The organism is Nocardia sp. NPDC059236, from assembly GCF_042754085.1.
Classification (GTDB): domain Bacteria; phylum Actinomycetota; class Actinomycetes; order Mycobacteriales; family Mycobacteriaceae; genus Nocardia.
Genome location: NZ_JBHZAF010000026.1, coordinates 66,967 through 84,776 on the forward strand (window position 1 = coordinate 66,967; position 17,810 = coordinate 84,776).

The window sequence follows — 17,810 nt, forward strand, 5'->3', positions numbered from 1 at the left end:
CGCGGTCCACGGCTTGCCCGGTGGTCACGACCGAGGTGAATTGGTCGTCCAGCGCCTCGGAGATGCGGTCGAAGACCTTCAGGGGCACGTCCGATCCCAGCCATTCTGCGAGATCGAAATGCAGGGCCGCGACGACGTCGCCGAGTTCGACGCCGTCGGATCCGGAACCGGCAGCGTTACTGGTCTTACGGGCGACGCGCTCCTCGGCCCGCCATCGCCGAGGATCGAATCGCCCACGCACGGTGTAACTGTACGTCCACGACGCACAGCGATCGCGCTACCCGACGGGGTCCGAGCAGAACACCGTCACACCGCAGCCCCAGCTGCCACTCGGGTTGGATGCCGCGATCGTGGTAGCCCCGGTTCCGGGCGCCACCGCATCCGTCGCCACCGAGATCTCGGTGGGATCGGTCAGCGGCAGCGGCGCGGCCGTAGCCGACCCGATCCCGGCCGCCATCATTGCCGCGACCGCAGCGCCGGTCATGAGAATCCGCATGAGGCAATCCCTTTCGATACCGCGACCGACCCCCGCCGACGCGCCCCAATCATAAATTGCACCTTTTCACAAAAACGAGAGCGGCTCCGAGCCCCCAATACCGGGGGCACGAACGCTAGCCCGGACGGCCGGTGCAGGCGCTCTGCGTCTGGCCGTACGCGGCAGAGGCCGAAGAGCTACCGGAACAAAGGGAAGACCAGAAGCCGTGAATCAGGTCCTGGGCGGAACCGGTTTGCACGAGGTCCGACCACAGGCCGCCATCGAGCGCATAGGAGCCACTGTTCCCGAGGGCACTCGATGCGGATGAGGAGCCGGATTGTGGCGTAGCAGCGGCTTGGCCGATTCCGGCAGCCAGGGCGGCGGTTACGGCGAGGGAGGTGAGGAGAGTGCGCATGGCGCAAACGTAAAGGAATACGTTTCAAACGTGGCCGGAACTCGCGGCACCTCCGTGCCCTCAGTTCCTTGGGCCCGAAAACGAATGTCCCCCGGCCGAATCCGGCCGGGGGACATTCGATCCGCTTGCAGCAGAGCTGAAATCAGCCCTTGTGGGCCTTCACGGCCTCGGTCAGCTGCGGGGCGACGTTGAACAGGTCGCCGACGATGCCGTAGTCCGAGATCTCGAAGATCGGGGCCTCTTCGTCCTTGTTGACGGCCACGATGGTCTTCGAGGTCTGCATGCCGGCGCGGTGCTGGATGGCGCCGGAGATGCCGAGGGCGATGTACAGCTGCGGGGAGACCGTCTTACCGGTCTGACCGACCTGGAACTGGCCCGGGTAGTAGCCGGAGTCGACGGCGGCGCGGGACGCACCGACGGCGGCACCGAGGGCGTCGGCCAGCGGCTCGACGACCTTGCCGAAGTTGTCGGCGGAACCGACACCACGGCCACCGGAGACCACGATCGCGGCCTCGGTGAGCTCGGGGCGGTCGCCGCCCACGTTCGGCTCACGCGAGATGACCTTGACGACGCCCTCTTCCTGCGCGGGCAGCTCGACGGCGACCTTCTCGCCGGCGGCGGCCTGCGGGGCGGCCTCGACGGCGCCCGGGCGCACCGAGATCACCGGCACGTCGCCGGTGGCCTTGGCGTCCACGGTGAACGCGCCACCGAAGATGGAGTGCTGCACCGAGCCGTCGCCGTTCACGGCGATGGCATCGATGAGCAGACCGGAACCGATGCGGGCGGCCAGGCGACCCGACACCTCCTTGCCCTCCGCGGTGGCGGCGACCAGGATCGCGGCCGGGGCGGCGGACTCGGACAGGCCGGCGAGCACGTCGACCTTGGGGGTGACGAGGAAGCCCTCGGCGTCGTCGCCCTCGGCGACGTAGATCTTCTCGGCGCCGGCGGCGGCCAGGGCGTCACCCAGCTTGTCGGCGGTGCCGGCCGGGCCGACCACGACGGCGGCCGGGGTGCCGAGCGAGCGGGCGGCGGTGAGGAGTTCGGTGGTCACCTTCTTGGGCGCACCGTCAGCGTGCTCCACGAGCACCAGAACTTCTGCCATTTTTTCTATCTCCTGAAAGTCGTTGGGCTCGGGGGCTTTAGATGATCTTCTGGCCGACCAGGTAGGTGGCGATCTGGTTGCCGCCCTCGCCCTCGTCGACGATCTTCTCGCCCGCCGTGCGCGCCGGCTTCGGGGTCACACCGGTCACCTGGGTGCCGGCGTTCGCAACGCCCACGGTCTCCGGGTCGACGCCCAGTTCCGCCAGGGTGAAGGTCTGAACTTCCTTCTTCTTGGCGGCCATGATGCCCTTGAAGGAGGGGAAGCGCGGCTCGTTGATCTTCTCGGTGACCGAGACGATGGCCGGAAGAGTCGCCTCGAGCTTGAACACGCCCTCGTCGGTCTCCCGCTCGCCGGCGATGCGCTCGCCGTCGACGGTCAGCTTGCGCAGGTGGGTCAGCTGCGGCAGGCCCAGGTACTCGGCGATGATGGCCGGAACGGCGCCGGCGCGACCGTCGGTGGCCTCGTTGCCCGCAATGACCAGCTCGATGCCCTCGATCTGGCCCAGCGCCGCGGCCAGGATGTAGGCGGTCTGCACGGCGTCGGAGCCGTGGATGGCCGGGTCGTTGATGTGGATGGCCTTGTCCGCGCCCATGGACAGGGCCTTGCGGATGGCCTCGGTGGCCCGGTCGGGGCCTGCGGCCAGCACGGTGACCTCGCCGCCCTGCGCCTCCTTGATCAACAGCGCCTCCTCGACGGCGCGCTCGTTGATCTCATCGAGGATGGCGTCGGCGGCCTCGCGGTCGAGGGTGTAGTCACCGCTGGTCAGCTTGCGCTCGGACCAGGTGTCGGGAACCTGCTTGATCAGTACGACGATGTTCGGCATTGGTCTTCGTCGACCTCCTGTTCTGGTGGCACTGGGTATGGCGGTCGCACGAGTTCGTCACGTACGTCCACAAGTAGCTCGTCCGGGAGATTACCCTACGTTAAGTTACTCGTGGGTAACTTAGTGTGTGACTTTCTGCATCGGCTGATCCGGTCGCGGGTGTGATATGGACAACCGCTAACGTCGGAGCAATGAGCGAGGCCGTGAGTCCTGTTGAAAACCCCACCGATCCCTTGCCTTTGACCGGTGAGCGGACGGTGCCCGGCATCGCCGAGGAGAACTACTGGTTCCGGCGGCACGAGATCGCCTACGTGCGCATGCTGGAGCACTGCGCGGGTAAGGTCGTGCTCGAGGCCGGCAGCGGAGAAGGCTACGGCGCCAATATGATCGCCGACGTCGCCGCGCAGGTCACCGGCCTGGACTACGACGACAGCGCGGTCGCGCACGTGCGCGCCAAGTACCCGCGGGTGCGGATGGTGCAGGGCAATCTGGCCGCGCTGCCGCTCGACGACGCCTCGGTCGACATCGTGGTGAACTTCCAAGTGATCGAGCACCTTTGGGACCAGGCGCAGTTCCTGCGCGAATGCCTGCGGGTGCTGCGGCCCGGCGGCAAGCTGCTGATCTCCACCCCCAACCGGATCACCTTCTCCCCCGGGCGCGATACGCCGCTCAACCCTTTCCACACGCGTGAGCTGAATGCCGCCGAGATGACCGAACTTCTCGTCGAGGCCGGTTTCACCGTGGAACTGATGGCCGGCATCTTCCACGGGCCCGAACTCGTAGCGCTGGACGCGAAGTGGGGCGGGTCGATCATCGACGCGCAGATCGAGCGGGCGCTGGCGGGCGAGCCGTGGCCGGCGGAGCTGGCGGCGGACGTGGCCGCCGTGCGCATCGACGATTTCGAACTGGTCGCCGACACCGAGCGGGACATCGACGCCAGCCTGGATCTGCTGGCCATCGCGGTGAAGCCGTGAGTGACAAGCTTTCCCCGGTGCCGGGCCAGTTCACGCTGGTCCTGCACTCACATCTGCCGTGGCTGGCTCATCACGGGCGCTGGCCGGTCGGCGAGGAGTGGCTGTACCAGTCGTGGGCGGCGTCCTACCTGCCCGTGGCGAATGTGCTGAGAACCCTTGCGGCAGAGGGCCGTTCGCACCTGATCAGCCTGGGGATCACGCCGGTGCTGGCGGCGCAGCTGGATGATCCGCACTGCCTGAAGGGCATGCACCACTGGCTGGGCAACTGGCGGCTGCGTGCCGACGAGGCGTCCATGGCGGGCAATACCGCGCTCGGCGGGCACGAACACCGGCTCGCCGCAACGGCTCTCGACGATTTCGAGACGCGCTGGATGCACGGGGCCTCGCCGGTGTGGCGCGAGCTCATCGACGCCGAAGCCATCGAATTGCTGGGCGGGCCGCTGTCGCATCCGTTCCAGCCGCTGCTGGATCCGCGGCTGCGCGAGTACGAACTGACCGAGGGGCTGGCGGACGCGCGGGCCCGATGGGGGCACACACCCTCCGGCATCTGGGCCCCGGAGTGCGGGTTCACGCCCGGGATGGAAACGACCTACGACAAGGTCGGCATCTCGCACTTCATGGTGGACGGTCCCGCGCTGCGCGGTGACACCACGCTCGGGCGGCCGGTGTGGGATTCGGATGTGGTGGCCTTCGGCCGCGACCTGACGGTCAGCTACCGGGTGTGGTCGCCGAAATCCGGGTACCCGGGACAGCCCTTCTATCGTGATTTCCATCACTACGATCACGCCACCGGACTGAAACCGGCGCGCGTCACCGGCAAGACCGTCGCGGGCCCCGACAAGGCCCCTTACGATCCCGAACTCGCCGCCGCGGCGATCGAGAAGGACGTCGCGGACTTCGTGGCGACCGTGCGGGAGCGGCTGATCTCGGAGTCGGAACGGATCGGTCGCCCGGCCCTGGTGGTGGCCGCGTTCGACACCGAACTGTTCGGGCACTGGTGGCACGAGGGTCCGCAGTGGCTCGAACAGGTGCTGCGCGCGCTACCCGAGGCGGGGGTCACCGTCGGCACGCTCGCCGATGCGCGGGCCCGTGGTTACGTGGGCGAACGCGTCGAATTGGCCGACTCCTCCTGGGGTTCGGGCAAGGACTGGCGGGTGTGGGCCGGGGACCAGGTCGCGGATCTGGTCGAGCTCAACGCCGAGGTGGTGCGGCTGGCCCTGGACACCCTCGACAAGATGCGGGTGGACGCCGGATCGATGCACAACGACCGATTCGGGCTCCGCGACACGGTTGCCGACCAGCTGCTGCGAGAGGCGATCCTCGCCGTCTCCAGTGACTGGGCGTTCATGGTGTCCAAGGATTCCGCGGCCGGATACGCGCGTGACCGCGCCCATGAACACGCCCACGCCGTGCGCGAGATCGCCGCGGCGGTGGCGGCCGGGCAACTCGCCAAAGCGGGGCAGTTGGCGGCAGGATGGTACGCGGCCGACGGACTCTTCCCCGCGCTCGATGCGCGCAGGCTCGGCCCCGCTTCAGAAGGACCCGCATGAAGATCTTGATGGTGTCGTGGGAGTACCCACCCGTCGTAGTCGGCGGGCTGGGCCGCCACGTGCATCACCTCGCCGTCGAACTGGCCGCGGCCGGGCACGAAGTCGTCGTGCTGGCGCGCCGTCCGATGGGCACCGACGCCACCACCCACCCGACGCACTCCTTCATCGAGGAGGGCGTGCTGGTGGTGGCGGTCGCCGAGGATCCGCCGGCCTTCGATTTCGGCGAGGACATGCTGGCCTGGACCCTGGCCATGGGCCACGCCATGGTGCGGGCCGGCATCGCGCTGAACAAGCCCGGCATCGGCGAGGGCTGGACACCGGACGTGGTGCACGCGCACGACTGGCTGGTCGCGCACCCGGCCATCACGCTGGCCGAGTATTACGACGTGCCACTGGTTTCCACCATTCACGCCACCGAGGCGGGCCGGCACAGCGGCTGGGTGTCGGGACGGGTGAATCGGCAGGTGCACTCGGTGGAGTGGTGGCTGGCGCACGAATCCGACGCGCTCATCACCTGTTCGGAGTCCATGAAGGACGAGGTGCACCGGCTCTACGGCGCCGAGCGGGTGCCGATGACGGTGATCCGCAACGGTATCGACGTGGGCGCGTGGACCTTCCGTGAGCGCGCGCCCCGCTCCGGTCCGCCGCGACTGCTGTACGTGGGCCGGCTGGAGTACGAGAAGGGCATCCAGGACGCTATTGCCGCGCTGCCGCGGATCCGCAAGGCGCACCCGGGCACGACCCTGACGGTGGCCGGTATCGGCACCCAATTCGATTGGCTGCGTGAGCGGGCCCGCGCGCACCGGGTGGCGCGCGCGGTCAACTTCGTGGGCAAGCTCGACCACACCGATCTGCTCGGCTGGCTGCACAGCGCCGATGCCATCGTGCTGCCCAGCCGCTACGAGCCCTTCGGCATCGTCGCGCTGGAGGCGGCGGCCGCGGGCACCCCGCTGGTCACCTCCACCGCCGGTGGGCTCGGCGACCTGGTCACCGACGGCGTCACCGGCGCCTCGTTCGAACCGGCCGACGTGAACGGCGTTGCGGACGCGGTGATCTCGGTGCTGGACGACCCCGCCGCCGCCCAGGATCGCGCCTGGTCCGCCCGCGAGCGGCTGACCGCCGACTTCGCCTGGGACGTGGTCGCCGAGGAGACCGCCCTGGTCTACCAGTCCGCCAAGCGCCGCGTCCGGACACCGCTGGGCCGTCCCGTGATCGCGGAACGCCCACTCCCCGAACGCGACCCGAACCAGCCGTACTGAGCCCCTCGGCTCGAATTCACCTGGGACATCCCTGCGCCCCGAATTGGAACGAGTTCTAATTCGGGGTCAGCGGACGCTCGACCCCGGCAGCCGGTCAGTCGAACGGGCAGCCCGGATTCGGCGCATCCTCGGACAGTGGACTGCCCGCGGGCAGCACATACAGCACATCGAGGATCTGCGGCTCGGTGCCCAGATTCCGCTCGAGATGCACATTCCCCGACCCGGCCCGCTCCACGAACGTGGTACCCGGCCCGCCGGTCTGATCCACCGCGCAGTCCGACCCGTAATGGCTCAGCTCGCCCTGCCGCACCAGCGCGTACAACGTCCCATCGTGGTAATGCCACCCGGTGGAACCGCCTGGCGCCACGGTGATTTCGCGCAGAATGTAGTCCATACCGCCGATGGTGGTCTGCGAGAGGATCACGGCGCTGATGCCGCTGGACGGCGTCGCATGAGCATTCGCGGCGAGCGACCCCACCAGCGCGACGGACGCCACGCCGGTCAGCACAGCTCGAAATCCGAGAGTCACCGGCCCACGGTATCGCGCCCCACGACGGCCCGCAGGCCGAAATGCGTTAGGCGTCCATCTTTTTGAGGGCCTTCTGGACCGTCAGGAAGGTGCGGGTGGTGATGTCCTTGCCGTAGGCCTTCTCGACGACGGCCATGAAGCCCGTGGTGCTGGGGTCGGTGTTGTCGATGACCGAGAGCAGGGCGCGGCAGGGCTTGTCGAAGCGGACGAGGCGGACGGTGGATTCGCCCTCGGGGAATTCGGGGAGGGACTTCGGGATGTCGCGGACGAAGGTGACCGTCAGGTAGGTCTCGCGGCCGTGAGTGAGGCCGGCGAAGGGGGCGGAGTCGATGAGGGCCTGGAGCTGGGCGTGGGTCCGGATCAGGGTGCCGCCGGGGATGCCCAGTTCGGAGTTGAGGGCCTGCTGGATCTTGGCTTCCAGGGCCGGGACATCCGAGTCGCCGGACCGGAAGACGACATTGCCGCTGGTGAGCAAGGTGCTCACCTTCTCGAAGCCGAGACCCTCGAAGACGCCGCGCAGTTTCTCACTGCGCATATTGGGGTTGGTGGGCATGATCCCGCGCAGGAAGGCGGCGTAGCGGTGCATGCGCCTGAACGTACCGGGCGGGCATGACAAAGGCCGGGCATCGCGGCCCGGCCTCTGCGCGGTGATGGGTCAGGCGGTGATTTGTCAGGACGCGGTGGCGCCGCTCTTCTTGCGTTCGATGTCGGCGAGGGCGGCCAGGTGGGCGGCGCGCTTCTCGGCGGCGGAGTCCCAGGCGTCCTTGCGGTTCTTGACCACCTTGGCGGGGGCGCCGACGGCGATGGAGTAGTCGGGGACGTCGCCCTTGACCACGGCGTGAGCACCGAGCACGCAGCCGCGGCCGACCCGGGTGGAGCGCAGCACGGTGACCTTGGCCGCGATCCAGGTGTCGGGGCCGATGCGCACCGGGGACTTCACGATGCCCTGGTCCTTGATGGGCAGGTTGATGTCGTCGGTGACATGGTCGAAGTCGCAGATGTAGCACCAGTCGGCGACCAGGGTGGATTCGCCGATCTCGATATCGAGGTAGGTGTTGACGACATTGTCCTTGCCGAACACCACCTTGTCGCCGATGCGCAGCGAACCCTCGTGGCAGCGAATGGCATTACCGTCGCCGATGTGCACCCAGCGGCCGATCTCCAGCCGGCCCAGTTCCGGGGTGGCGTGGATTTCGACCCTGCGGCCCAGGAAGACCATGCCGCGCAACACCACGTGCGGATTGGCCATCTTGAACTTGAACAGCCGGTAGTAGCGCACCAGATACCAGGGCGTGTAGGCGCGATTGGCGAGAACCCACCTGAGGGACGCGAGGGTGAGGAAACGCGCCTGCTCCGGATCACGGCGGCGCGACCCCCGCCAACGCGAGCGCAACGGTGCGCCCCACATGCTCGTCACGAACTACTCCCTGTGTTCACCGGTCGTTTCAACGAGGGTATCCGCCCCCCTCACAGGGCGTGAAAGTAGGCTGTGCTCCGGCTGTAGCGGCCCGGCGAGAAACTACAGACTTCCGTACTGGCAGAAGGGACACCAGCAGGTGCGAAACGGCAGGCGGCGGACCGGACGTGAACGACGCACCCGCACCGGGGCGAAGGTGCTGGCTCTGGCGAGCGCCGGGCTGTTCACGCTGACCGCGTGCGCGTACGGCAGCACCAAGGTCGACGATATCGGCGTAGGCCCGGGCAAGGGGTGGCCGCTGGCCTTCCGCGACGCGCACAACAGCGGGTCGAGTCCGGTCACCGGGTCGCGGAAGCTGGCGCTGAATTGGTCTCGGCCCGTGGGCGGTCCGGTCGCGCAGCCGGTGACGATCGGCGGCGACGGTCAGCTGTACGTCACCACCCGCGCCAATGCCTGCAATATTGTCTCGTTCCAGATGCCGACCGGGCGCAAGCGGTTCTGCAATCCGATGGGTCCCAGCGCCGTCGACGGCGGCTCCGCGGTGGACGGCGTCGGCAATGTGTACGTCGGCGACGACGGCGCGGTGAACTCCTTCAACAATTCCGGGCAGCCACGCTGGCGCACCCCGGCCGCCGGGACACCGGTGTCGGTGCAGTTCACCGGTGACGGAAATGTCCTGTCGGTGACCCAGTCCGGACAGGTGGACGTGCTCAGCCGGCAGACCGGCGATCGGCAGGTGTCCACCTTCCAGCTGCTCGGCGAGCCCGACTTCCTGACCAACCCGTCGCTGAGCCGGCCGCCGGACCGGCAGGGCCTGGAGGATTGCGCGACCGGCGGGCCGCAGTGCCCGATCGCGAATGTGTCGGCGGTGGACCAGAAGTCGGGGCGTTTCTACGCGACGGTGTGGAAGCCGGGCGACAAGGCGGCCGCACTGATCGCACTCACCTACGGCGGCAAGGACGTTCACGTCGACTGGATCGCGCAGCTGCTCGAACAGGGCAGCGCCACCAGCCCGGCGCTGTCGGCCGACGGGTCCACGGTGTACGTCGGCGACAACACCAACCGGCTGATGGCCGTGGACGCCGCCACCGGGCACACCAAATGGGTGCAGGATCTGGGTTTCCCGGCGCGCGGCGGCATCTCGGTGGCCGACGGACTGCTGGTCCCCGCCGGCGACGAGGGGCATCTGGTCGCGCTGCACGACCGGGGGAACAGCGCCGAGATCGCCTGGGAGCGTAAGGATCTGGAGCTGCGCGGGCGGCCGGTGCAGACGGCGGGCGGGACCGGGTACACGGTCGCGCCGATCGGCGACAAGCTGACGCTGGTCACCTTCGACACGAAGACCGGCGCCACGGTGCAGTCGAACGAGCTGCCCGGCGCGGAGGGCACGACCGTGGCCACCGCCGTGGGCGATCAGGGCGAGGTCGTGGTGACCACCCGCATCGGCGAGCTGTTCGTCTTCAAACCCGAGAAGTGACACCGCGTCCGGCTTGACCCTGACGCTGGGTCAACCCTCCATCCTGGTGCCAGGAGCCTCCCGGAACGACCGGAACAGCTCCGGGATGGAGAAGAACGATGACGACTGCCGAAACGGCCCACGCCCCGGCCATCCGGGTGCGGGGTCTCGAGAAATCGTACGGTCAGCTCGAAGTGCTGCGGGGCGTGGACTTCGAGGTAGAGCGCGGCAGCATCTTCGCGCTGCTCGGCTCCAACGGGTCGGGCAAGACCACCACCGTGCGGATCCTGGCCACGCTGCTGAAGGCCGACGCGGGAACGGTCGGCGTGAACGGCTTCGATGTCGCCACCCAACCGGCCGCAGTGCGCGAATCCTTCAGCCTCACCGGGCAGTTCACGGCCGTCGACGAGATCCTCAGCGGGCGGGAGAATCTCGTGCTCGTCGCCCGGCTGCGCCACCTCGCGCAGCCCGGCGCGATCGCGGATGACCTGCTCGCGCGTTTCTCGCTCACCGACGCCGGTGCGCGGAAGGTGTCCACCTATTCGGGTGGGATGCGCCGCCGCCTGGATATCGCCATGAGCCTCATCGGGAATCCGCCGGTGATCTTCCTGGACGAGCCGACGACCGGACTCGATCCGGAGGCGCGCCTCGAGGTGTGGCAGACGATCGAGGAGCTCGCCGGCCACGGCACGACGGTACTGCTCACCACCCAATACCTCGACGAGGCCGAACAATTGGCCGACCGGATCGCGATCCTGCACCGGGGCCGGATCATCGCGAACGGCACGCTCGGCGAACTGGAGCGACTGCTCCCGCCCGCCACCGTCGAGTACGTCGAGAAGCGGCCGACGCTCGAGCAGATCTTCCTCGCGATCATCGGCGACGACCCCGAGAGCGACGTCGCCGGCGCGAACTCCGTCGCTGACACGAACCCCTAGGAAAGACGATGCCCTCCTACTTCTTCGGTGATACCGCCGCACTCACGGGCCGGACCCTGCGCCATGTCACCCGCAGCCCCGACGCCATCATCACCACCGCGATCGTGCCGATCGCCATGATGCTGCTGTTCGTCTACGTGTTCGGCGGTGCGATCGCCACGGACTCGGAAAAGTACGTGGACTACATGCTGCCCGGCATCCTGCTCATCACGATCGCATCGGGTATCTCCTACACCGCGTTCCGGCTGTTCACAGACATCAAGAGCGGGATCTTCGAGCGCTTCCAGTCGATGCCGATCGCGCGGTCGGGTGTGCTGTGGGCGCATGTGCTGACATCGCTGATCGCCAATCTGATCTCGCTCGTGATCGTGGTGGGCGTGGCGCTGCTCATCGGCTTCCGCTCGGGTGCCGGAGTGGCCGCGTGGCTCGCGGTCGCCGGGATCCTGATCCTGTTCACCCTGGCGTTGACCTGGCTCGCGGTGATCCCGGGCCTGTCGGCGGGGTCGGTCGAGGGTGCGGGCGCGTTCTCCTACCCGCTCATCTTCCTGCCGTTCGTGAGCTCGGCCTTCGTGCCCACCGCGGGCATGCCCGCGCCGGTGCGCTGGTTCGCCGAACACCAGCCGGTGACGTCGATCGTCGATACGATCCGCGGCCTGTTCGCCCAGCAGCCGGTCGGCGGCCAGGTCTGGACGGCATTGGCCTGGTGCGTCGGAATCCTGGTCGTGGCCTATGGATTCGCGATGGTCACCTACCGCCGGAAGATCGCCTGAGGCAGTCTGAAGCCATGCTCACCATCAGCAGGCTGGCGGCCTACGCGGGGGTGACGGTGCGGGCGGTGCGCCACTACCACCGCATCGGACTGCTGCCGGAGCCGGAGCGCGACCACTCCGGTTACCGGACCTACGACGCGGCCGCGGTGGTGCGGCTGATCCGGATCCACACCCTCGCTGCCGCGGGGGTGCCGCTGGCGCGGGTGCAGGAGCTCCTCGACGCCGACCCGGAGGAGTTCACCGCGAGCGTCCGGGCGATCGACAAGGAGTTGCGCGCCGAGATCCGGCGGTTGCAGGGCACTCGCGAACGGCTGGCCAAGCTGGCCGCGGGCGAGCAGCTGGCGTTGCCGCAGAGCGTGGTGGACTACCTCGATCGGCTGCGGGGTCTCGGCGTCGAGGAGCGGTACATCGAGCTGGAACGGGACGGCTGGATCATGATCGCCGCCCAGGTGCCGGACCTCATCGACGCCGTGATCGCCAAGAAGCACGAGGAGCTGGACAACCCCGACATGGTGCGGCTCTATCACCTGGTCAGTGGCGCGCTCGACTGGTCGGCGGACGACTCGCGAATCGTCGAGGTCGCCGACATCCTGGAGCGCTTGCTGATTCGCGCCATGACAGCCGGCGAGGCGGATACCGGCAGAGTCGGCGGCAAGTTCACCGACGTGATGGACGATCAATTCGTCGACCTGCTGGACACGACCATGCTCGAGACCTCACCGGTCGCCGAACGGCTCATGGCGATCCTGGCAGAGCGGGGCTGGAAGGGCTGGACCCGGGTCGAGCGGGTGCCGCCGCACCCGTGACGGGCGCCGGCTACCGCAAGGTCAGCGCGAACGCGTCGACGTTCGCCGAAACGCGCTGCAGCAGATCGAGCAGCGTGCGGTAGTCGTCGTCGCTGAGGCCCTCGGTCGCCGCCGTGCGTTGAATCCCGATGCGCTCCAGCAGTTTCGCGTGCGCGCCGATGCCCTCGAGGGTGAGGGCGTAGGTGCCCGCGGCATCGCGAACGACCCAGCCGCGGTCGAGCAGTGTGCCGACATATGGTGCGGCCGTAGGGTCCTGGGCGTTCAGGAACGGCGAGAGGGCTACGTCGAGCCCGGTCGCGTCGAGTGCGCCACCGGAGAGGGTGTGCATGATCTGCCAGTGGCGGCGCAGCAGGCCCTCGGTGGCGAGCAGGGCGGCGAAGTTCTCTTCGAGGGTCTTGTCGATGTGCTTGAACCAGTAGCCGATCGGCTTCGGGGTGTCGGTCATGACATTCTCCAATCAGTTGTCTTATTACATATACATGTACTTTAGCAAGGAATTGTACGATGGCAAGGGTGAAGGACAACGACCCCGCGATCGTCGCCATCGAGCGCGCCATGGTGGCCATCCGGCGCAGCCAGACCCGGCGTGCGCTCAATAGATTCGCGGCCCGCGGGGGCGGACCGGCCGTCGATCCGACCCTCTTCGGCGTGCTCGACGCGGTCGAGGCGCGCGACGGGGAGGCCACCGTCACCGACATCGCGGCCGCGCTGGGCGTGGATCAGCCCCGCGCCAGCCGCCTGGTGGCGCGCGCGGTCACCGAGGGCCTGCTGGAACGCCGTGCCGACCAGCACGACGCGCGACGCATCCACCTGCACCTCACGCCCGCCGCGCAGACCGCACTGAGCCGCGCCCACGCCAACCGCCAGGCCGTCTTCGCCGAGGCGACCGCGGCCTGGGGCGAGCGCGACCGCACCGAATTCGCCCGGCTGCTCACCAGATTCGTCGCCGACTTCGGCGCCATCAGCGACCGTTAGCGATCAGTCCGGCCGCACCGAATCGAGCAGGGTGGCCGCACGCTCGAGCATGGACATGAGCGTCTCGCGCTCGGCATCGGTGAACTCCGCGGCCAGCGCCCGTTCGACCGGGACCGCCCGCTTGTCGGCGGCGTGCATGACGGTGCGGCCCTCCTCGGTGAGCCGGGTCTCGAGCACATTGCGGTGCCAGGCGTGCGGCGTGCGCTCGATGAGGCCGCGCTCGCGCAGATTGGTGAGGACCGTGTTCATGGTGGGCGGCGTGACGCCGCAGCGCCGGGCCAGCTCGGCCGCCGAAATGCCCGGGTTCTCACTCAGTACGTAGAGGGCCGCGTACTGCGGAATCGTCACGCCCGCGGGTTTGAGGGCGGCGTTCTTCGCACCCATCAGCGCCTGTTCGGCGCGCTTGATGAAGGTCCCCAGGCGTTCTTCGACCGGCATCGACGTCACCCCGGCATGATAGCTCATGCAGTTGTTCGAACCTTGACGATCATTAGAGTTCTAATCTATCTTCGCTCTCACACTCAGATGTCATCTCTATCCACCGGGATCGAAAGGCACGAACCATGTCCCACCCGATTCGCCGCTGGGCCGCGCCCGCGGTGACGGCGGCGCTGCTGCTGGCGTCGGCGGCGTGCAGCACCGGCGACGCGGCGACGCCGGGCGCCGCACCCGACCACAACACCCCGGCGCCCGACCGCATCACCACCGCGTACGACCTGCCCGAGCGCGCGTATCCGGAGAGCATCACCGTCGATCCGCGTACCGGCGACGTGTACGCGAGCTCGTTCCTCACCGGCGCGATCTACCGGGCCACGCCGGGCACGACCGCGGCCGAGACCTTCCTGGCCGCGGGCGCGGACGGACGCCGCACCGCCAACGGCGTGCAGGTCGATGCCGCCGGGCGGCTCTGGGTGATCGACCACACCGCGGGAATCACGGTGTACGACACCGGGACTCGCGCCCTGCTGGCCGGCTTCGACGTCCCGGCCGCCGGGCAGCCGTTCGTCAACGATCTGGCCATCACCCCGGACGGCAGCGTCTACGTCACCGACAGCGTGCGGAACGTGGTCTACCGCATCGGACCGGACCAGCTCGCCGACGCGCTCGCGCACGACGGGCACGGCGGCGAACTGCGGGTCTACCTCGACCTCGGCGCCGCCAAGGACCCGGCCGCGCGGAATCCCATAACCCTCAACGGCATTGCCGCCGACAACGGGGGCCGGTATCTGATCGTGGTCGACATGACCAACGGCGACCTCTACCGGGTCTCGACCGGACCGCAACCGACCGCGCAACGGATCGAGCGCACCGGCGGCGACGCGCTCGACGGCGACGGCCTGGAACTGCGCGGCGACACCCTGTGGGTGGTGCACAACAAGGGGAACGCCGTGTCCCGCTGGCGGCTCGGGAACGACGGCGCGAAAGCCGAACTGCAGCACCGCGTCACCGACCCCGCGCTCGACATCCCCACCTCGATCGTGCACACCGGCGGCCATGCGCTGGTCACGGTCTCCCAGTTCGACAAGAACGGCCCCTACGGCGACGGCGTCCCCGCCGGCTTCCGCATCGTCGAGATCTCCCAACTCTGAAGGAGCACACCGTGACCCACCCCGTCATTCCCGAGAAGTACACCGACCTGCTGACCCGCCCGCTGTTCGCGCACCTGGCCACCCTCAACCCGGACGGCACCCCACAGGTCACCCCGGTCTGGCAGATCTGGGACGGTGAGTTCCTGCGCTTCACCACGACCACCGCTCGCGCCAAGCACCGCAATACGTCTCGCGACCCGCACGTGGCCGTGAGCATCAATGATCCCGAGGCTCCCTACCGCTACCTCGAGGTGCGCGGCGTCATCGAGCGCATCGACGCCGACCCCGAGGGCGAGTTCTTCGACGTCCTGGCGCAGCGGTACGGCCTGGCCTACGACAAGCCGGTCGGCGACCATCCGCACCGCGTCGTCCTCGTCATGCGACCCACCCACGTCAGCTATCAGGGCTGAAACAGCGCGAGCTACCGGGGCGGAGACACCGCGTCAGGGCGTGGCGCAGAGGAAAACCGTTGCCGCCCGGCCGATCCGGGTGACGACCAGCGTATGTGGCTGGGAGCCTCGCGGTTTGAGCCGGGCACGGAGCGCATCCGGGTCGATATCGACACCACGCGCGAGGATCTCCAGCGGACCACAGTCGCGACGGTGCAACTCGGCCCGTAGCGGCTTCTCCCGGAATTCCATCCGATCGAGCACCCGGAACCCCCGCACACCCTCCGGAACCCGGTCGCCGGTCAGGTACGCGATGCGCGGATCCAGCTGCCACAGCCGGTGTTTCGCGGCATAGTGCCGCACCAGCCCCGCACGGACGACCGCCCCGTCCGGGTCGATGATCCACTCCCCCGGCTCACGCTCGGGGATATCGTCCGGATCGGCATCGGTGAGAGTCCAGGGCGCGGCAGTGGACGAGAGCACGGTCGCGCGGCGGGTCACACCCGGCTCCGCCAAACCCGGTGACCACAGGCAGGCTTCCCGCACCGCCCCATCGAGCGAGACGACTTCGATCTCCCCCGCCCACCCGAGCTTGTCGAAATCCAGTCCCGGAGCACACTTCACGGCCAGCTCTCGTCCGGCATACGCCGCCAGCAGATCCGGCAGCGGCGGCTGCAGCTTCGCCGGATCATGCGTCCGCCGCCCATCCGCCCGCCGCGCCGGATCCGCGATCACGACCTCAGTGCTACTGCACGGCGCCAGCGCATCCGCCTTGACCAGCACCACATTTCGCACCTGCGCCCCGGCGAGCGCCGCAGTGGATACGCTGCCGATCGCCGACGGGACGCCACGTCCCTGCCCAGCAACGCTCGCATCCCCGTGGTGGATCGCATCGCCGTCCGAGCGGGAATTCACCAGCGGCACACCGAGATTGTGCCGAGCCATCGCGAGACGTACGTCGTCGAGGTCGCTGCCGATCACGGCGGGGCAGACCTCGGCCAGGGCGGCCAATTCCGCGCCGATGGAGCAGGTGACGTCGTGGACCGTGCGGCCGGCCAAGCGCTGGGCGCGGTGGCGAGCTACGGCCGACGGGGTGGCCTGCTGTAGGGCGTCGTCGGTGAAGAGCCACTCCCCCGCGCCGTCGAGTTTGGCTGTCGCGCGGCGGCGCAGGCGGACCGTTTCCACGAGGGCGGGGGCGTGGTCGCCGTGGTCGCGGCGGAGGCGCTCCAGGTCCTTGAGGAGCGAGGCGGGGGTGAGCGCGAAATCGCCTACCTCGGCCAGGGCGGCCGCGCCGGCCGGACTGGCGAGGTAGGCGATGTCAGCGCGAGAGAATGCGTAGCCCACGGGGATTCGTGGACCGGCCTACTTGGCGGAGGCGCCGGGCTTCACGCCGGTGATCATGGCGTTGTAGAAGAACTGGCGGGGCACCACGTGGCGCAGCACCTTCTCGTCGAGGGCCGAGAACGCCAGCCACGCCTTGTACTGGGCCATGCGGTAGCGCCAGGTCAGCTTCTCGTCGGGGACAGCGGCCTCGAAGGTGCGCACCGGCCAGCCCCACAGGGCGGCGGCGAATTCCTCGGTCTTGGCCTGCACCTCGACGGCGCCGGCGCTGCGGGCCATGCGCTCGAGGTCGGACGGGTCGAAGGTGTGCAGGTCGACGACGGCCTCGAGGGCGGCGGCGCGGGAGGACTCGTCGAGCTCCTCCTGCGGGCGACGCCAGTCGCTGAGGAACGGCAGCTTGGTGATCTCGGTGGTGATCTTCCAGGTGACCTGGCCCAGCTTGCGGGCGTAGAGGTTGCCGATGGTGGTCGGCTCACCCGCGAACACGAACCGGCCGCCCGGCTTCAGCACGCGCAGGCACTCCTTGAGCGCCAGCTCCACATCCGGGATGTGGTGCAGCACGGCGTGGCCCACGACGAGGTCGAAGGTGTCGTCCTCGTAGGGGATGGTCTCGGCGTCGGCGACCCGGCCGTCCACGTCCAGGCCCAGGTTCTGGCCGTTGCGGGTGGCGACCTTGACCATGCCCGGAGACAGATCGGTGACCGAGCCGCGCTTGGCGACGCCCGCCTGCATCAGGTTCAGCAGGAAGAAGCCGGTGCCGCAGCCGAGTTCGAGGGCCCGGTCGTAGGGCAGCTCGGCGCTCGGGGCGACGGCGTCGAAGCGGCCCCGCGCGTACTCGATGCAGCGTTCGTCGTAGGAGATGGACCACTTGTCGTCGTAGGTCTCGGCTTCCCAGTCGTGATACAGGACCTGGGCGAGCTTGTTGTCGCTATACGCGGCCTGGACCTCCGCCTCGGTGGCGTGCGGGTTCGGCGCGGGGTCTTCAGGACCAACTGTCATGCA

At 68.6% G+C, this 17,810-nt stretch carries 20 protein-coding genes; 10 read left to right on the forward strand and 10 right to left on the reverse strand.

Annotation, left to right across the window (positions count from 1 at the left end; genetic code table 11):
- Window positions 1-277: 277 nt before the first annotated feature.
- The 3 genes from ACFXIV_RS41620 to ACFXIV_RS41630 all read right to left on the reverse strand — a co-directional run bounded on the left by ACFXIV_RS41620 (window position 278) and on the right by ACFXIV_RS41630 (window position 2,815).
- Window positions 278-496, reverse strand: coding sequence for a hypothetical protein (locus tag ACFXIV_RS41620; RefSeq protein WP_379402363.1), 219 nt, complete (start codon window positions 494-496; stop codon window positions 278-280).
- 536 nt (window positions 497-1,032) lie between these two features.
- Window positions 1,033-1,992: an electron transfer flavoprotein subunit alpha/FixB family protein gene (locus ACFXIV_RS41625; RefSeq protein WP_379402362.1), complete on the reverse strand. Its 960-nt coding sequence runs from the start codon at window positions 1,990-1,992 to the stop codon at window positions 1,033-1,035.
- A gap of 37 nt (window positions 1,993-2,029) precedes the next feature.
- The gene (locus ACFXIV_RS41630) at window positions 2,030-2,815 is read right to left on the reverse strand and encodes an electron transfer flavoprotein subunit beta/FixA family protein (RefSeq protein WP_379402360.1); all 786 of its coding nucleotides are present in this window, start codon (window positions 2,813-2,815) and stop codon (window positions 2,030-2,032) included.
- 191 nt (window positions 2,816-3,006) lie between these two features.
- Between ACFXIV_RS41630 and ACFXIV_RS41635 the strand changes: the two genes are divergently transcribed.
- From ACFXIV_RS41635 to ACFXIV_RS41645, 3 genes are read left to right on the forward strand one after another with little or no spacing between them, the layout of a single operon-like run.
- Window positions 3,007-3,789 (forward strand): class I SAM-dependent methyltransferase, encoded by a 783-nt coding sequence (locus tag ACFXIV_RS41635; RefSeq protein WP_379402359.1) that lies wholly within the window; start codon window positions 3,007-3,009, stop codon window positions 3,787-3,789.
- Window positions 3,786-5,339: a 1,4-alpha-glucan branching protein domain-containing protein gene (locus tag ACFXIV_RS41640; protein WP_379402358.1), complete on the forward strand. Its 1,554-nt coding sequence runs from the start codon at window positions 3,786-3,788 to the stop codon at window positions 5,337-5,339. The genes ACFXIV_RS41635 and ACFXIV_RS41640 overlap by 4 nt, the downstream gene beginning before the upstream one ends.
- Window positions 5,336-6,598: a glycosyltransferase family 4 protein gene (locus ACFXIV_RS41645; RefSeq protein WP_379402357.1), complete on the forward strand. Its 1,263-nt coding sequence runs from the start codon at window positions 5,336-5,338 to the stop codon at window positions 6,596-6,598. The genes ACFXIV_RS41640 and ACFXIV_RS41645 overlap by 4 nt, the downstream gene beginning before the upstream one ends.
- 94 nt (window positions 6,599-6,692) lie before the next feature.
- On the opposite strand, the gene ACFXIV_RS41650 is transcribed toward ACFXIV_RS41645, so the two are convergent.
- From ACFXIV_RS41650 to ACFXIV_RS41660, 3 genes are all read right to left on the reverse strand, one after another.
- Entirely contained in the window at window positions 6,693-7,127 is a 435-nt protein-coding gene (locus ACFXIV_RS41650) for a cupin (protein ID WP_379402355.1), read from the reverse strand.
- Between the two features lie 46 nt (window positions 7,128-7,173).
- Window positions 7,174-7,713 (reverse strand): DUF1697 domain-containing protein, encoded by a 540-nt coding sequence (locus ACFXIV_RS41655; RefSeq protein ID WP_379402354.1) that lies wholly within the window; start codon window positions 7,711-7,713, stop codon window positions 7,174-7,176.
- Between the two features lie 84 nt (window positions 7,714-7,797).
- Window positions 7,798-8,544: an acyltransferase gene (locus ACFXIV_RS41660; RefSeq protein WP_379402352.1), complete on the reverse strand. Its 747-nt coding sequence runs from the start codon at window positions 8,542-8,544 to the stop codon at window positions 7,798-7,800.
- A gap of 139 nt (window positions 8,545-8,683) precedes the next feature.
- On the opposite strand from ACFXIV_RS41660, the gene ACFXIV_RS41665 reads away from it, so the two are divergent.
- The 4 genes from ACFXIV_RS41665 (at window position 8,684) to ACFXIV_RS41680 (ending at window position 12,514) form a co-directional block, all read left to right on the forward strand.
- Window positions 8,684-10,021, forward strand: a complete 1,338-nt coding sequence (locus ACFXIV_RS41665; RefSeq protein ID WP_379402350.1) for a PQQ-binding-like beta-propeller repeat protein — start codon at window positions 8,684-8,686, stop codon at window positions 10,019-10,021.
- Window positions 10,022-10,119: 98 nt separating this feature from the next.
- Entirely contained in the window at window positions 10,120-10,938 is an 819-nt protein-coding gene (locus tag ACFXIV_RS41670) for an ABC transporter ATP-binding protein (RefSeq protein WP_379402349.1), read from the forward strand.
- 8 nt (window positions 10,939-10,946) lie between these two features.
- The gene (locus tag ACFXIV_RS41675; RefSeq protein WP_379402348.1) at window positions 10,947-11,708 is read left to right on the forward strand and encodes an ABC transporter permease; all 762 of its coding nucleotides are present in this window, start codon (window positions 10,947-10,949) and stop codon (window positions 11,706-11,708) included.
- A gap of 14 nt (window positions 11,709-11,722) precedes the next feature.
- Window positions 11,723-12,514, forward strand: coding sequence for a MerR family transcriptional regulator (locus ACFXIV_RS41680; protein WP_379402347.1), 792 nt, complete (start codon window positions 11,723-11,725; stop codon window positions 12,512-12,514).
- 10 nt (window positions 12,515-12,524) lie between these two features.
- On the opposite strand, the gene ACFXIV_RS41685 is transcribed toward ACFXIV_RS41680, so the two are convergent.
- On the reverse strand, window positions 12,525-12,959 hold the full coding sequence (locus ACFXIV_RS41685; protein WP_379402345.1) for a hypothetical protein: 435 nt from the start codon (window positions 12,957-12,959) through the stop codon (window positions 12,525-12,527).
- Between the two features lie 59 nt (window positions 12,960-13,018).
- On the opposite strand from ACFXIV_RS41685, the gene ACFXIV_RS41690 reads away from it, so the two are divergent.
- Window positions 13,019-13,489: a MarR family winged helix-turn-helix transcriptional regulator gene (locus ACFXIV_RS41690; RefSeq protein WP_379402344.1), complete on the forward strand. Its 471-nt coding sequence runs from the start codon at window positions 13,019-13,021 to the stop codon at window positions 13,487-13,489.
- 3 nt (window positions 13,490-13,492) lie between these two features.
- Here ACFXIV_RS41690 and ACFXIV_RS41695 read toward each other — a convergent pair whose 3' ends face one another.
- Window positions 13,493-13,954 (reverse strand): MarR family winged helix-turn-helix transcriptional regulator, encoded by a 462-nt coding sequence (locus ACFXIV_RS41695; RefSeq protein ID WP_379402342.1) that lies wholly within the window; start codon window positions 13,952-13,954, stop codon window positions 13,493-13,495.
- Window positions 13,955-14,052: 98 nt separating this feature from the next.
- On the opposite strand from ACFXIV_RS41695, the gene ACFXIV_RS41700 reads away from it, so the two are divergent.
- Together ACFXIV_RS41700 and ACFXIV_RS41705 are read left to right on the forward strand one after the other, a co-directional pair.
- A complete protein-coding gene (locus ACFXIV_RS41700) occupies window positions 14,053-15,078 on the forward strand; it encodes an SMP-30/gluconolactonase/LRE family protein (RefSeq protein ID WP_379402340.1) in 1,026 nt (341 codons plus the stop codon).
- 11 nt (window positions 15,079-15,089) lie between these two features.
- Window positions 15,090-15,488 carry a PPOX class F420-dependent oxidoreductase gene (locus tag ACFXIV_RS41705; RefSeq protein WP_379402339.1) on the forward strand — a complete coding sequence of 133 codons (399 nt, stop codon included), beginning with the start codon at window positions 15,090-15,092 and terminating at the stop codon, window positions 15,486-15,488.
- A 33-nt stretch (window positions 15,489-15,521) separates the two neighbouring features.
- Here ACFXIV_RS41705 and ACFXIV_RS41710 read toward each other — a convergent pair whose 3' ends face one another.
- Window positions 15,522-16,811 carry a class I SAM-dependent methyltransferase gene (locus ACFXIV_RS41710; RefSeq protein WP_379402338.1) on the reverse strand — a complete coding sequence of 430 codons (1,290 nt, stop codon included), beginning with the start codon at window positions 16,809-16,811 and terminating at the stop codon, window positions 15,522-15,524.
- Between the two features lie 18 nt (window positions 16,812-16,829).
- Window positions 16,830-17,807, reverse strand: coding sequence for a class I SAM-dependent methyltransferase (locus ACFXIV_RS41715; protein ID WP_356997469.1), 978 nt, complete (start codon window positions 17,805-17,807; stop codon window positions 16,830-16,832).
- Window positions 17,808-17,810 lie beyond the last annotated feature (3 nt).